Genomic DNA, 13,633 nt, shown 5'->3' on the forward strand with positions numbered 1-13,633 from the left:
AATCATTCTCAACACCCGGGTCGCTCCGGTCAAGTCGGCGCGTCAGGCGAGGTGGCGCACCAGCTCCCGGCCGACGGCCCGCAGCGGTGCGTCGGTACGACGGGCACGGCTCACCAGCAGAGCTCCCTCGATCGCGCTGACGATGAGCGCGGCCCGGTCGGCAGCAGCGTCGGCAGGAACGTCGCGACGGACGAGTGCATCGGTGAGTGCCTGCTCCCAGGTGCTGAACGCGACCCCGGCCGCTGACCGTGCCGCCGGGGTGTCCTCGGGGGAGAGAGCGGCCGCAGCGACCGGGCAGCCGGTGCCGAAGTCGCTGCCGAGCAGGACGCCCGACCAGTGGTCGACCATCGCCTCGACGGCGGCCACCGGGTCGGCGCTGTCGACCACCTTCGTCACCAGGCGCGCCATCAGGTCGCCGGCGCGACGAGTCGCGTCCTCGGCCAGCTCGGCCTTGCCGCCGGGGAAGTGGTGGTAGATGGACCCGCGCGGCGCACCGCTGTGGGCGACCACGTCCCGCAGCGATGTCGCTGCCACGCCCCGGGAGGCGAACAGGGTGATCGCGCTGTCCAGCATCGCGTCGCGCGGCGACCGGCCGGTCGTCGTACCCGGGGTGGTCATACGGCCTCCAGGCGCGCGGGGACGTACTTGTGCCACGGGGTGCCGGCGAGCCAGTCCTTGTGGTGCAGGGAGGTCAGGTCGTTGGGGGCGACGCCGGGCGTGCCGTCGACGTGCTCGATGCCCATCCCGTTCGGCAGGGAGCAGTGTCCCTGCTGCATCTGGTCGGTGACTTCCACCTGGGCGACCGCGGAGCCCTTCTCCGTGACCACGCGCAGCGAGTCGCCGGTCGTGACGCCGTACGTCTCTGCGTCGGTCGGGCTGATCCGGAGTGCGCCGTGGGCGTCGCGGCGGCGCCACGACGGGTCGCGAATGATCGTGTTCGCGGTGAAGGCGCGGCGCTCCCCGGCGGCGAGGATGAACGGGAACTCCGCCGTCGTCCACGAGCTGGGCTCCGTGGCGAGCGCGTGCATCCGCTCCAGGAGCTCGGGCACCTCGAGGGTGAAGCGGCGGTCCGGTCGACGCGTGTAGCTCCACGCCTGGTCGTAGTCGTCGACGGTGAAGACCACGCCCTCACCCTCGAGGATCCGGTCGAAGAGCTTGTTGCCGGGGGCGAAGCCGTCGCCGTCGAAGCCGGCCCGCGCCACGGAGTCGGGGTTGCCCATCGCGCACAGCTGGCTGACGCCCCAGAGCGAGGCCGTGCCGCGGGCGCCCTCGGGCAGGGTGGTGCCCAGCGTCTCGTAGAGGACGTAGCCGGCCAGGCCCATCAGCTTCGGGTTCGCCGCGACGGCCGCGAAGAACGCGATCGCGAACTGGGTCCGGCCGCGGCGGGCCGCGCTGCGCAGTGGGGCGAGGACGGACTCGCGGACGGGCGCGAGCTCGCGGATCAGGCGGGCGTAGATCTCCGGCTCGGGCAGCGTGCCGTCGAGCGGCTCCATCGCCGGCTTGCGCAGCTGGAACACGTTGCGCGGGAAGTCGACGTTGAAGAAGGTGCACTCCCACTTCTCGAACTGCGTCGCTGCGGGCAGCACGTAGTCCGCCTGCTTCGCGGTCTCCGTCATGGCGATGTCGATGACGACGCTGAGGTCAACCGCCTCCATGGCGCGGCGGAAGGAGCCCGAGTCCGCGAGCGAGTGCGACGGGTTGGTGCTGTCGAGCCACAGGGCCCGGAACCGGTCCGGATGATCGGTGAGGATCTCGTCGGCGATCGAGTTGCACGGCACCAGGCCGGCGATGATCCGGGCTCCGGTCACCGGAGTACGACGGTCGGCGGCCGGTCGGCGGGCAGCACCGGTCGGGCTGGACGGTCCGTTGGCCACCTTGCCGACCGGCCCGCGCATCGCGCCGGCAAGGGGGTGGGCGATCGCGTCGGGGAGCAGGGCCGGCAGGCGGATCGCGGCGGCGCCGACGGCGTCGACGGCAGTCGACTGGGCCTTCGCGACGGCGCGCTGGACGGGGGACGTCGGGCGCTTGCTGGCGCCACCGCCCGGCGCGCTTCCGGCGATGGGGGCGAAGGTCGAGTGCAGGAACATCGCACCCTCCTTGGCGAAGTTGCCGGTGAGGATCCACAGCATCTTGTTGAGGTAGGAGTTCAGGGTGCTGTGCGGAGCCTGCTGGGTGCCGAGGTCCTCGTAGGTGCACACGCTCTTCGCCGACGCGATGCGCCGGGCAGTGGTCCGGATCAGTTCCTCGGGGACGCCGCAGCGCGCGGCGTAGTCAGCGATGTCGACCGCAGCGTAGGCAGCCAGCACGGGGTCGGCGCCGGTCGTGTGGTCGTCGATGAACGCGTGGTCGACGAGGTCCTCCTGGACCAGCACGGCGCCGAGGGCGGAGAGGCACCAGGCGTCCGTGCCCGGTTTGACCTGCAGGTGGACGTCGGCCATCGCGGCGGTCTCGCTGCGGCGTGGGTCGATGACGACCATGCAGCGCTCGGGGTCCGCCGCCATCTCCTTGAGGACCGGGCGGGTGCGCGGGAAGGAGTGCGACTGCCAGGGGTTCTTGCCGATGAAGACGACGACCTCGGCGTGTTCGAAGTCGCCCTTGGTGTGCCCGCCGTAGAGCCGGCCGTCGACGTACATCTCGCCGGTCTTCTCCTGGGCGAGCGCGTTGGAGCGGTACTTCACGCCCAGCGCGGCCTGCAGGGACTGGCTGTACGTCGCGCCGAGGTGGTTGCCCTGGCCCCCGCCGCCGTAGAAGAAGATCTTGTCGCCGCCGTGCTCGTCGCGGATCGCAGCCAGCTTGCCCGCGATCTCGCTGATGGCGGTGTCCCAGTCGATCGGCTCGTAGGTCCCGTCCGGGCGCCGGCGCAGGGGAGAGGTGAGGCGCTCGGTGCCGTTCTGGTAGCGGTCCAGGCGCAGCGGCTTCTCGCAGGTGTACCCCTCCGAGCCGGGGTGGGACTTGTCGCCGCGGATCTTGATCAGGCGTCGGTCCTCGACCTGCACCTCGATCCCGCAGTTGCACTCGCACAGGATGCAGGCGGACTTCTGCCAGGCGGTCTCGGTGGTCACGGGAGCTCCCTCGGTTGATTATGACAGGTGTCATAGTCGCCGGTGACGGCCACCAGGTCAAGGGTCGCGGGGCTGCGTAGAGTTCGGTCGTGCTCGTCGTGAACCGATTCCGTGCCGGCCCCGACCCGGTCACCCTGCGTGCTGACCTCGAGCTCGTGCACGGGCTCCTCCTCGACAAGCCCGGGTACGTCGCCGGGTGGATCGGGCGCAACGTCGACGAGCCGGACCTGTGGGTGCTGACCACCCGCTGGGTCAATGTCGGCGCGTATCGGCGAGCCCTGTCGTCGTACGAGCTGAAGCTCCACGGGGTCCCCGTGCTGATGCGGGCGATCGACGAACCCGGTGCCTATGAGGTCGTCGAGCCGAATACCGTGCTCAACGTGGCCGAGGCTCGCGTAACCTAGGGGATTGCTCCCGCGAGTAGATCGACAGCAGCAACAGCACCGACAAACACTGCCCGGCAGCCAGCCGGGCTCGTCCCATAAAGGAATCCCCCTGTGGCCAAGCCGCCCCCGTCCACCGTTGACCAGGTTGTCTCCCTCGCGAAGCGCCGAGGCTTCGTCTACCCCTGCGGCGAGATCTACGGCGGCACGCGTTCCGCCTGGGACTACGGCCCCCTCGGCGTGGAGCTCAAGGACAACATCAAGCGCCAGTGGTGGAAGTCCATGGTGCAGATGCGCGACGACGTCGTCGGCCTCGACTCCAGCGTGATCCTGCCGCGCCAGACCTGGGAGGCCTCGGGCCACGTCGCGACCTTCGCCGACCCGCTGACGGAGTGCCAGTCCTGCCACAAGCGCTACCGCGCCGACCACCTGCAGGAGGCCTACGCCGAGAAGAAGGGCCTCGACAACCCCGACGACGTCGACCTGGCGACGCTGGCGTGCCCGAACTGCGGCACCCGCGGTGCCTGGACGGAGCCGCGCAGCTTCTCCGGCCTGCTCAAGACCTACCTCGGTGTGGTCGACGACGAGTCCGGCCTCCACTACCTGCGCCCCGAGACGGCGCAGGGCATCTTCCTCAACTTCGCCAACGTGGTCACCAGCCAGCGGATGAAGCCCCCGTTCGGCATCGCGCAGATCGGCAAGAGCTTCCGCAACGAGATCACGCCGGGCAACTTCATCTTCCGCACCCGCGAGTTCGAGCAGATGGAGATGGAATTCTTCGTCAAGCCGGGTGAGGACGAGGAGTGGCACCAGTACTGGATCGACGCGCGCACCGCCTGGTACGTCGACCTCGGGATCGACCCCGAGAACCTGCGCCACTACGAGCACGCGCAGGAGAAGCTCTCGCACTACTCCAAGCGCACCGTCGACATCGAGTACCGCTTCCGCTTCGCCGGCTCGGAGTGGGGCGAGCTCGAGGGCATCGCCAACCGCACCGACTTCGACCTCAAGACGCACAGCGAGGCCTCGGGCACCGACCTGTCGTACTTCGACCAGGCCAACAACGAGCGCTACACGCCGTACGTCATCGAGCCCGCAGCCGGACTCTCGCGCAGCCTGATGACCTTCCTCGTCGACGCCTACACCGAGGACGAGGCGCCCAACACCAAGGGGGGCGTCGACAAGCGCACCGTGCTGCGGCTCGACCCGCGCCTCGCGCCGATCAAGGTCGCCGTGCTGCCGCTGTCCCGGAACGCCGACCTGTCGCCGAAGGCCAAGGACCTGGCCGCCGAGCTGCGCCGCAACTGGACCGTCGACTTCGACGACTCCGGTGCCATCGGCCGTCGCTACCGTCGCCAGGACGAGATCGGTACGCCGTACTGCGTCACGGTCGACTTCGACACCCTCGAGGACCATGCCGTCACCGTGCGCGAGCGGGACACCATGTCCCAGGAGCGCGTGTCCCTCGACAAGCTCACCAGCTACTTCGCTGAGCGGTTCGTCGGATGCTGATGCGAGTCGTGGCCGGCGTGCTGGCCCTCGGCCTGCTCGCTGGCTGCGGCTCGGACGACGACAGCAAGGCTGACGACAAGTCGTCGGAGAAGCCGAGCCCCTCGGCCACCACCGAGGCTCCAGCGCGGTACTACGACGTTCCGGTCGGCGTGACCCTCACCGAGCCCGGCACGCAGCTCGCGCTCGGTGCGCCGGCCGTGATCGCCTTCGAGCGGCGCCAGAAGGAGATCGGCGTCCTCGCCGTGAAGGTCGACCGGATCGAGCGCACGTCTTTCCAGGAGTCCTTCGCCGGCTGGAACGTCGATGACGTCACCGCCGCGCGAACGCCGTACTTCGTCCGCCTCACGGTCACCAACGTGGGCGACACCGACCTCGGCGGCCTCAAGCTCGACAACGTGATCTGGGCCGACGACGGCACCACCCTCGAGGCCCCGAACCACTACACGAAGGTCCAGCAACCGCTCTGCGCCGGCGACCCGCTGCCCGCAGCGTTCGCGAACGGCGCGAGGGCGCAGATCTGTCAGGTCTACTTCATCGCGCCCGCCCAGACCCTCCGGACGATCAGCTTCATCCCGCCCGCCGGACTCGACCCGATCACCTGGGCCGGCGAGATCAGCAAGGTCACCCCGCCGGCCAAGAAGAAGGCCAAGAAGAAGCCCGGCCAGGCGGCCACGTGACCGTCGCGACGACCAGCCTGCGTCTCGGGTCGCTGGAGGTGCCGACGCCGGTGGTGCTGGCGCCGATGGCCGGCATCACCAACGCTGCCTACCGGCGCCTGTGCGCGGAGTACGGCGCCGGCCTCTACGTCTGCGAGATGATCACCAGCCGCGGACTGGTCGAGGGAGATGACACCACCAAGCGGATGCTCGTCTTCGACGAGGCCGAGACGGTGCGGTCGGTCCAGCTCTACGGCACCGACCCGACGTACGTCGGCAAGGCCACCCGCATCCTCTGCGAGGACTACGGCGTCGCCCACGTCGATCTCAACTTCGGCTGCCCGGTCCCCAAGGTCACCCGCAAGGGTGGCGGCGGCGCCCTGCCGTGGAAGCGGAACCTGCTCGGGCGGATCCTCGAGGAAGCGGTGGCCGCCGCGGCGCCGTACGACGTCCCGGTGACCATGAAGACCCGCAAGGGCCTCGATGACGACCACCTGACCTACCTCGACGCGGGGCGGATCGCGCAGGAGTCCGGCATCGCAGCGATCGCACTGCACGGACGGACCGTCGCGCAGGCCTACTCCGGCCAGGCCGACTGGGAAGCGATCGCGAACCTCGTCGACCACGTCGACATCCCGGTCCTCGGCAACGGCGACATCTGGGAAGCGGCCGACGCCCTCCGCATGGTCGAACAGACCGGGGTCGCGGGCGTGGTGGTCGGGCGTGGCTGCCTCGGACGGCCCTGGCTGTTCCGTGACCTCGCCGCAGCGTTCGGCGGGAAGGCCGTGACCACGCTGCCGACCCTCGGTGACGTCCGGATCATGATGCGCCGCCACGCCGAGCTGCTGTGCGAGCACATGGGGGAGGAGCGCGGCTGCAAGGAGTTCCGCAAGCACATCGCGTGGTACCTCAAGGGCTTCCGGGCGGGCGGGGAGCTGCGCCGGTCGCTCGGCCTCGTGGACTCGCTCGCGACCCTCGACAACCTGCTCGACGAGCTCGACCCGACCGAGCCGTTCCCCGTCGGCGAGCTCGGTGCGCCCCGGGGCCGGCAGGGCGCTCCGCGCAACAAGGTGGTCCTTCCGGAGGGCTGGCTGGACGACACCGACGGCCTCGACGAGGGGGGCGGAACACTACTGGAAGAGGTCAGCGAGACCACTGGCGGGTGACCCGGAACACCCTGTTGATGTGATCTAGGGATTATTGAACCGGCAATTACCTATGCTTCACTCGATTGATACGCCTGACCCGGCAACGAGTCAGGCGTCGTCATGTCCGCAACAGCAAAGGATCAGCGCGTGGCAAACAGCCACAAGCGGGAAACCGCGCGACGCAAGCCCCGAGCCGCAGCATTTGCCGGCTCGCTGGCCGTTCTGGCGACTGGAGCAGTCGTCACCGCTGGAGTACTCGGAAGCTCCCCGACGCCCGACAACAACGATGTCGTTGCCGTGGACCGCACGATCGCCACCAACTCGGTGAGCGCGGTCCGTGAGCTCCCCGTCCTTTCCCGTGACAGCGCGCGTGGAGACGCAGCCTCGAGCCGACTGGCCCGGCTGCTCAGCGCCGACGCCGTCGCCAAGGCCATCAAGAACGCAGACACCCGCCGCTGGACGACCGCCCCGCTGAACCTCTGGGCGCGGCCGGACAAGAAGGCCAAGAACGTCGGCGAGCTGGACGAGGGCGAGAAGGTCCTCCTCACGGGCCGCAAGTACGGCGGTCGCTCCGAGATCGTGCTCGACGGCAAGGCTCGCTGGGTCACCTCCGGCTACTTCAGCAAGGAGAAGCCCCCGACGTTGACGGGCGACTGCACCAACGGCACCTCGGTGCCCGCCGGCGTCAGCCCGAACATCAAGAAGGTCCACGCGGCTGTCTGCGCGAACTTCCCCGACATCGGCACCTACGGCACCTTCCGTGGCGACGGTGAGCACTCGCAGGGCCTCGCCGTCGACATCATGGTGTCGGGCGCGCGTGGCCAGGCGGTCGCCGACTTCGTGCGTGACAACTACGCCGCCCTGGGCGTCAACTACATCATCTACTCGCAGCGGATCTGGTCGGTCGACCGGTCCGGCGAGGGCTGGCGCGGGATGTCGGATCGTGGATCGGCAACGGCGAACCACTACGACCACGTGCACGTGACCGTCTACTGAGGTCACTGAGAACTCGCTTCACCATGAAGGTCCGGACCGTGGTCCGGGCCTTCATGCGTTGCAGGGGCTAGTCTCCGCCACGTGGACGAGGTCGAGCAGCGGTACGACGCGCAGGCGCGGGAGCGCATCGTGCCCGAGCCGCCCAAGCGGGTCGAGGCGCCGGAGCGACTGGCGTTCGAGCGGGACCGGGCCCGGGTCGTGCACGCCGCGTCGTTCCGGCGGCTGGCGGCGAAGACCCAGGTCGTCGGACCGCAGAGCGACGACTTCGTCCGCAACCGGCTGACGCACAGCCTCGAGGTCGCGCAGATCGCGCGGGACCTGTCGCGGGCCCTCGGCACCCATCCCGACATCACCGAGACCGCGGCCCTGGCCCACGACCTCGGGCATCCGCCGTTCGGGCACAACGGCGAGCGGGCGCTGGCCGCGCTGGCCGCCGACTGCGGCGGCTTCGAGGGCAATGCCCAGACGCTGCGCCTGTTGACCCGGCTCGAGGCGAAGACCGCCGACGCGGCGGGGGAGTCGGTCGGGCTGAACCTCACGCGCGCGACGCTCGACGCCTGCACCAAGTACCCCTGGGGCGTCGCCGACGCCCCGACGAGCGCCGCCGGCAAGTTCGGCGTGTACGACGACGACCGGCCCGCCTTCGACTGGGCGCGGGCCGCGGCGCCGGCCGGCCGGCGCTGCGTCGAAGCACAGGTGATGGATCTCGCCGACGACGTGGCCTACTCGGTCCACGACGTCGAGGACGGCACCGTCGCCGGCAAGCTCGACCTGACCCGGATCGACACGACGGCCGTCTGGCCGACCGTGCGCTCGTGGTACCTCCCGGATGCGACCGACGACCGGCTCGACCAGGTGCTCCTGGGCCTGCAGGCGGTCGGGAGCTGGCCGCAGGCGTCGTACGACGGCCGACGGGGGAGCCTTGCCGCGCTGAAGAACCTGACCAGCGACCTGATCGGACGCTTCTGTGGCGCCGTGCAGCAGGCCACGTTCGCGGCGTCCGAGGGCCCGTTCGTCCGCTACGCCGCCGACCTCGTCGTCCCGGAGGACACCTGGCTCGAGATCAGCGTGCTCAAGGGGATCGCCGCGCACTACGTCATGCAGGACGCCACCAGGATGGCCCTCCAGGTGCGGCAGCGGGAGCTGCTCACCGAGCTCGTCGCGAGGCTGCTCGAGCGGGACGGCGCCGACCTGGACGAGACGTTCGCCAGCGACTGGGCCGGCGCGGCCGACGACGCCGCCCGGATCCGGGTCGTGATCGACCAGGTCGCGTCCCTCACCGACGCCAGTGCCGTCGCCTGGCACCACCGCCTCGTCAAGGTCGTCCAGTAGGTCGAAAAACAGCCGACCGGCCGGAGCCTGGGGGCTCCGGCCGGTCGGATTGCCGACAAATGATGTGCCGAGAAGGGTGACCCGTCAGGGTCGGTGGCCGAGGATCAGCCGGTGACCGGGACGTGCGACTCGATCGGGGTCGGGCTGGGCGCGTCGCTCGGGTCGGTCGGCCCGCCGTCGTCGGTGACCAGGCCACAGGTGGCCGAGGCAACCGTCAGCTCGAGCTGGTCGAGCAGGTTGACGTAGATGGCGTCGACGGTGAAGGTGCCGTCGGCGTTCTTGGTCTGCCGGTTGACCGTCACCTCGACGACGCCGGGGATGGCGACCGAGGAGTTCGGCGTGTTGGTGTCGATCAGCGAACCGACCAGGCCGTTGGTGCCCTCGATGACGGTGTTGCCCGTCTGGCCGTTGCAGGACGCGGTGACCGCGTCAGCACCGAGGAGGTTTCCGGTGGTGGCGAAGTCGCAGAGATCTCCGAGCTGGCCCGAGGTGACCTCGGACAGGTCCAGCGCGGTGAGCAGGCTGAGGTCGATGGCCGGGTTCAGCGCCTCGACCACGGGACCGAGGAGATCCGGCAACAGGTTGCCGTTGGGCCCGGTCAGTGCGCCGGTCAGCTGGTCAACGGGAATCTGGTCGAGCACGTCGCACAGCGGCGCGAGCTGCTCACCGAGCGTGTCCAGCGCGGCCAGCGGGCCCTCGAGCAGCACGACGTCCAGGTTGGCGACGCTGGCCTCGGCCTTGCCGTTCTCGGCGGAGGCGTTGACCAGTCCGGCGTCGAGCAGCGGGGCGACCGGCAGGTCGATGAGCGAGTCGGTCACCAGCGTGCCGTCGGTCGACTCGACGAACGGGGTCGGGGGGATGGCTGCGTTGCCGGCCAGGTTCAGCTCGAGGCCGAACGCCGAGGACGGCGTTCCGGCAGCAACGGCCGTGCCGCCACCGCCGAGCAGGGCGAGCGAGGCGCCTCCGCCGACCAGCACGAGGGCGCTGGCCACTGAGGCCAGGGTCCGTGTCTTCTTCATGGGGATTCCCTTCATCTTCATCATTTGTAGGCAGTTCGTGGTGGAGCGGGTTGGGTCACGCCTTGTCGACGATCACCGGGGTGCCTGTCGGGACGGTTCGGAGCAGGGCCAGGGCTTCATCGGGCACCCGCACGCATCCGTGGCTGACGGCCTTGCCGAAGACGGACGAATTGGTCCATCCGTGCAGGGCCACCGTGCCGGGTCCGCCGCCGTAGGAGTCGAGCGTCGCGCTGTGGCTGCCGAGCGGCAGGATCACCGGCGAGAACGGCTGCTTGTCGTCGATGATCTGGCCGAGGACGAAGGTGCGGCCGGTGGGCGTCGGCGTCGCCTCGGCGCCGATGGCCACCGGCCAGGCGTCGACCAGGTCGTTGTCCTCGTAGACCTCGAGCGAACGGTCGCCGAGGTGCACCTTGATCAGGAAGCGGCTGTGGGCCTCGGCCAGCTCCGAGGAGCGGAGCCATCCGGTCGAGTCGTTCGGCTTCGACGGCAACAACACCTGCACCCAGTCGCGGTTGCGGGTGATGACCGGAAGCCACGTGTCGCCGAACTGGCGTGGGCCGATCTTCGCGAACGGCTTGCCGTCCGGGGCGTCGTACAGGGCCACGACGCGCTTGGGATGGACGACGGTCCCCTTGGGGATGCCCTGCGGACGCGGGTCCTTCGGAGCGGCCTTGATCGTGGTCTTCGTGGAGCTGAGCGGAAGCTTCTTCAGGTCGACCTGCGCCACCGGTGCCGCACTGGGCTTCTTGGACGGCGACGACTCGTCGTCCCGGCCGAAGGCGAGGTACGCCGAGATCACGAGGACGACGACGATCAACGGAACTGGCCAGGACGCGCCAGAGCGCGCAGGCGACTGCCCCATCGTCGGTCCCTCCCCGATTGTTCATCCCACAACCCCTACTCGCGGTTCCCTTCCCCCAGGGACAACGAGCAATGTGCGACCGAGGTCACGCTCGGGAGAATAGCCGAACCTTCACTGGTCCGGGGGACGTACCTGTGGATGGACGTCACGGGCTCCACCGCCCGTCAGTAGGATCGCCCCATGGTGGGACGGATCCGTGACGAGGACATCGCCGCGGTCCGTGAACGGGCGCGGATCGACGAAGTGGTGTCCTCCTACGTCACCCTGCGCAACGCGGGCGGCGGGTCGCAGAAGGGACTGTGTCCGTTCCACGACGAGAAGTCCCCGTCCTTCCACGTCACGCCCAGCCGGAACTTCTTCCACTGCTTCGGCTGCCAGGAGGGAGGCGACGTCTTCACGTTCCTGATGAAGATCGACGGCCTCAGCTTCAGCGAGGCCGTCGAGCGGATGGCGGACAAGTACGGCGTCCAGCTCCGCCGCGACGACTCGGGAACCGATGACCGGCCCAAGGGACCGCAGCGTCGTCGCCTGATCGAGGCCCATGCCGTGGCCGCGGAGTTCTACGCCGAGCAGCTCGCCACCCCGGAAGCGATCGCTGCTCGTCAGTTCCTGGACCAGCGTGGCTTCGACCAGGCCTCGGCCCTCACCTTCGGCGTCGGCTTCGCGCCGCGTGACGGCGAGGCGTTGTGGCGACACCTCAGCGGGCGCAAGTTCACCGCCGAGGAGGTGATCGCCGCAGGGCTGGTCGCGATGGGGCGCTCGCTCTACGACAAGTTCCGCGGCCGGTTGTTGTGGCCCATCCGCGAATCGACCGGCGACACCATCGGCTTCGGTGCTCGCCGGATCTTCGAGGACGACCGGATCGAGGCGAAGTACCTCAACACCGGCGAGACGGCGATCTACAAGAAGAGCCACGTGCTCTACGGCATCGACCTCGCCCGTCGCGAGATCGCCCGCACGTCCCAGGCCGTGATCGTCGAGGGCTACACCGACGTGATGGCCTGCCACCTCGCCGGCGTCGGCACCGCCGTCGCCACCTGCGGCACGGCGTTCGGTGACGACCACGCCCGCGTCCTGCGCCGCTTCCTCGATGACCACGAGCAGTTCCGCAGCGAGGTCGTGTTCACGTTCGACGGGGACGAGGCCGGCCAGAAGGCCGCGCTGAAGACGTTCGCCGGTGACCAGCGCTTCGTGTCCCAGACGTACGTCGCGGTGGCGCCCGAGGGCATGGATCCCTGTGACCTCCGGATCAAGCACGGTGATGCCGCCGTCCGCGAGCTGATCGCGACGCGCCGCCCGCTGTACCGCTTCGTCCTCGAGAACGTCGTCAGCCGCTACGACCTGGACCGCGCAGACGGCCGGGTCGACGCCGTCCGCGCAGCCGCCAAGCTGGTGGCCTCCGTCCGGGACCAGTCGAAGGTCACCGCGTTCGCGCAGGAGGTGTCGCGGATGATCGGGTCCGAGGTCGACACCAACCGGGTCCTGGCCGAAGTGCGTCGTGCCGCCGCCCGCGGGCCCGAGCCCACCGCGCCCCGCGAACGCAGCGGTGTCCAGCCGACGCCCGAGCCGACACCGCCGCCCCGCGCCGCGTACCCGGACCTTCGCGACCCCCGGTTCAACATCGAGCGGGAGACCCTCAAGCTGGTGCTGCAGCACCCGATCGCGATCGGTCGTACGACGGCCGACATCGGCGCCAACGACTTCAGCCACCCGACGTACCGCGCGGTGTGGGAGCTCATCGCCGGTGCCGGTGGCACCGTCGCTGGACAGGGCGATCCGGCATGGGTGACGCACATCCGCGAGGCAACCGTCGACCCGGCGGTGTCGTCGGCCGTGAGTGCGCTCGCTGTGGAGCCGATTCCCGCGACCCGTGAGGTCGATGCGGGCTACGTCGCCCACCACGTGCACCGGTTGCAGGAGCTCACCGCGCTGCGCCGCATCGATGAGGTCAAGAGCCGCCTCCAGCGCACGAACCCGGTGGACCAGGCGGCCGAGTACAACAAGATGTTCGGCGAGCTGGCGGCCCTCGAGCAGCACCGCCGGATGCTGCGCGAGAAGATCGTGAGCGCCGGCGCGTGAGGTTCCCGCCCCTGCCGCCGTTGCGGTCGCACCGGCCCTCGATCGAGGTCGGTGCGGGGGAGCGGCTGCTGGCCTGGGCTGCGGTGCCCCATCCGTTGCCCGGCGGGCCGACAGCCGTCGGTGGCACCCGCGACGCCCTCTACCTGCCCGGGCGGTTGCCCTGGGAACAGGTCGCGAGCGCCGACTGGGACCAGCAGGAGTCGACCCTGCGCGTGGTGGAGGTGGGCCGGTTCGGTCAACCGAGTCCCGTGCACGTCGTACGACTGGACGACGCCGGGCGGCTCCTCCAGCTCGTGCGGGAGCGGGTCACGGCGAGCATCGCCGTCCAGCGCCACGTCCCGGTCGAGGGTCGCAAGTCGGTCCGGGTCCTCGCTCGCCGGGCTCCTGGCGCCCGTGGGGACCTGGCCTGGTTCGTCGAGTACGACGAAGGGCTGGACCCGTCCGACCCGCGGGTGGACGCCGTCGTACAGGAGGCCCTGGCCGCTGCGCGCAGCGACGTGGGCCACTGACGCGGTCTCGATTTCTGGCGCGGGCAGGGGCTTGCTAGTGTTTCCCCGCTGCACAGCACCTTGGGGTGCGCGCAG

12 protein-coding genes are annotated in these 13,633 nt (G+C 69.9%); 8 read left to right on the forward strand and 4 right to left on the reverse strand.

What is annotated here, in order from left to right; genetic code table 11:
• Nucleotides 1-42 precede the first annotated feature (42 nt).
• Both ACOACQ_RS11480 and ACOACQ_RS11485 read right to left on the reverse strand, forming a co-directional pair.
• On the reverse strand, nt 43-618 hold the full coding sequence (locus ACOACQ_RS11480) for a TetR/AcrR family transcriptional regulator (protein WP_378597699.1): 576 nt from the start codon (nt 616-618) through the stop codon (nt 43-45).
• Nucleotides 615-3,062, reverse strand: coding sequence for a molybdopterin-dependent oxidoreductase (locus ACOACQ_RS11485; RefSeq protein ID WP_378597698.1), 2,448 nt, complete (start codon nt 3,060-3,062; stop codon nt 615-617). The genes ACOACQ_RS11480 and ACOACQ_RS11485 overlap by 4 nt, the downstream gene beginning before the upstream one ends.
• Nucleotides 3,063-3,151: 89 nt before the next feature.
• Here ACOACQ_RS11485 and ACOACQ_RS11490 point away from each other — a divergent pair, with 89 nt between their 5' ends.
• The 6 genes from ACOACQ_RS11490 to ACOACQ_RS11515 all read left to right on the forward strand — a co-directional run bounded on the left by ACOACQ_RS11490 (nt 3,152) and on the right by ACOACQ_RS11515 (nt 9,089).
• Nucleotides 3,152-3,466, forward strand: a complete 315-nt coding sequence (locus ACOACQ_RS11490) for an antibiotic biosynthesis monooxygenase family protein (RefSeq protein WP_378597697.1) — start codon at nt 3,152-3,154, stop codon at nt 3,464-3,466.
• Between the two features lie 93 nt (nt 3,467-3,559).
• Nucleotides 3,560-4,957, forward strand: a complete 1,398-nt coding sequence (locus tag ACOACQ_RS11495) for a glycine--tRNA ligase (protein ID WP_378597696.1) — start codon at nt 3,560-3,562, stop codon at nt 4,955-4,957.
• Nucleotides 4,951-5,634, forward strand: a complete 684-nt coding sequence (locus ACOACQ_RS11500) for a hypothetical protein (RefSeq protein WP_378597695.1) — start codon at nt 4,951-4,953, stop codon at nt 5,632-5,634. Before ACOACQ_RS11495 ends, ACOACQ_RS11500 begins: the two co-directional genes overlap by 7 nt.
• Nucleotides 5,631-6,779 carry a tRNA dihydrouridine synthase DusB gene (gene dusB, locus ACOACQ_RS11505; RefSeq protein ID WP_378597694.1) on the forward strand — a complete coding sequence of 383 codons (1,149 nt, stop codon included), beginning with the start codon at nt 5,631-5,633 and terminating at the stop codon, nt 6,777-6,779. The genes ACOACQ_RS11500 and dusB overlap by 4 nt, the downstream gene beginning before the upstream one ends.
• A 129-nt stretch (nt 6,780-6,908) precedes the next feature.
• Nucleotides 6,909-7,757 carry a hypothetical protein gene (locus ACOACQ_RS11510; RefSeq protein WP_378597693.1) on the forward strand — a complete coding sequence of 283 codons (849 nt, stop codon included), beginning with the start codon at nt 6,909-6,911 and terminating at the stop codon, nt 7,755-7,757.
• Between the two features lie 81 nt (nt 7,758-7,838).
• Complete coding sequence (locus ACOACQ_RS11515) at nt 7,839-9,089, forward strand: deoxyguanosinetriphosphate triphosphohydrolase (RefSeq protein ID WP_378597692.1); 1,251 nt, start codon at nt 7,839-7,841, stop codon at nt 9,087-9,089.
• A gap of 104 nt (nt 9,090-9,193) precedes the next feature.
• Here ACOACQ_RS11515 and ACOACQ_RS11520 read toward each other — a convergent pair whose 3' ends face one another.
• Both ACOACQ_RS11520 and ACOACQ_RS11525 read right to left on the reverse strand, forming a co-directional pair.
• The gene (locus ACOACQ_RS11520) at nt 9,194-10,108 is read right to left on the reverse strand and encodes a choice-of-anchor P family protein (protein WP_378597691.1); all 915 of its coding nucleotides are present in this window, start codon (nt 10,106-10,108) and stop codon (nt 9,194-9,196) included.
• A 55-nt stretch (nt 10,109-10,163) separates the two neighbouring features.
• The gene (locus ACOACQ_RS11525) at nt 10,164-10,970 is read right to left on the reverse strand and encodes a L,D-transpeptidase (RefSeq protein ID WP_378597690.1); all 807 of its coding nucleotides are present in this window, start codon (nt 10,968-10,970) and stop codon (nt 10,164-10,166) included.
• A 180-nt stretch (nt 10,971-11,150) separates the two neighbouring features.
• Between ACOACQ_RS11525 and dnaG the strand changes: the two genes are divergently transcribed.
• Nucleotides 11,151-13,049, forward strand: coding sequence for a DNA primase (dnaG, locus tag ACOACQ_RS11530; protein WP_378597689.1), 1,899 nt, complete (start codon nt 11,151-11,153; stop codon nt 13,047-13,049).
• On the forward strand, nt 13,046-13,558 hold the full coding sequence (locus tag ACOACQ_RS11535) for a hypothetical protein (protein ID WP_378597688.1): 513 nt from the start codon (nt 13,046-13,048) through the stop codon (nt 13,556-13,558). Before dnaG ends, ACOACQ_RS11535 begins: the two co-directional genes overlap by 4 nt.
• The last annotated feature ends 75 nt before the right edge of the window (nt 13,559-13,633 follow it).

It is taken from the genome of Nocardioides sp. CPCC 206347 (assembly GCF_048654605.1).
Lineage (GTDB): Bacteria > Actinomycetota > Actinomycetes > Propionibacteriales > Nocardioidaceae > Nocardioides.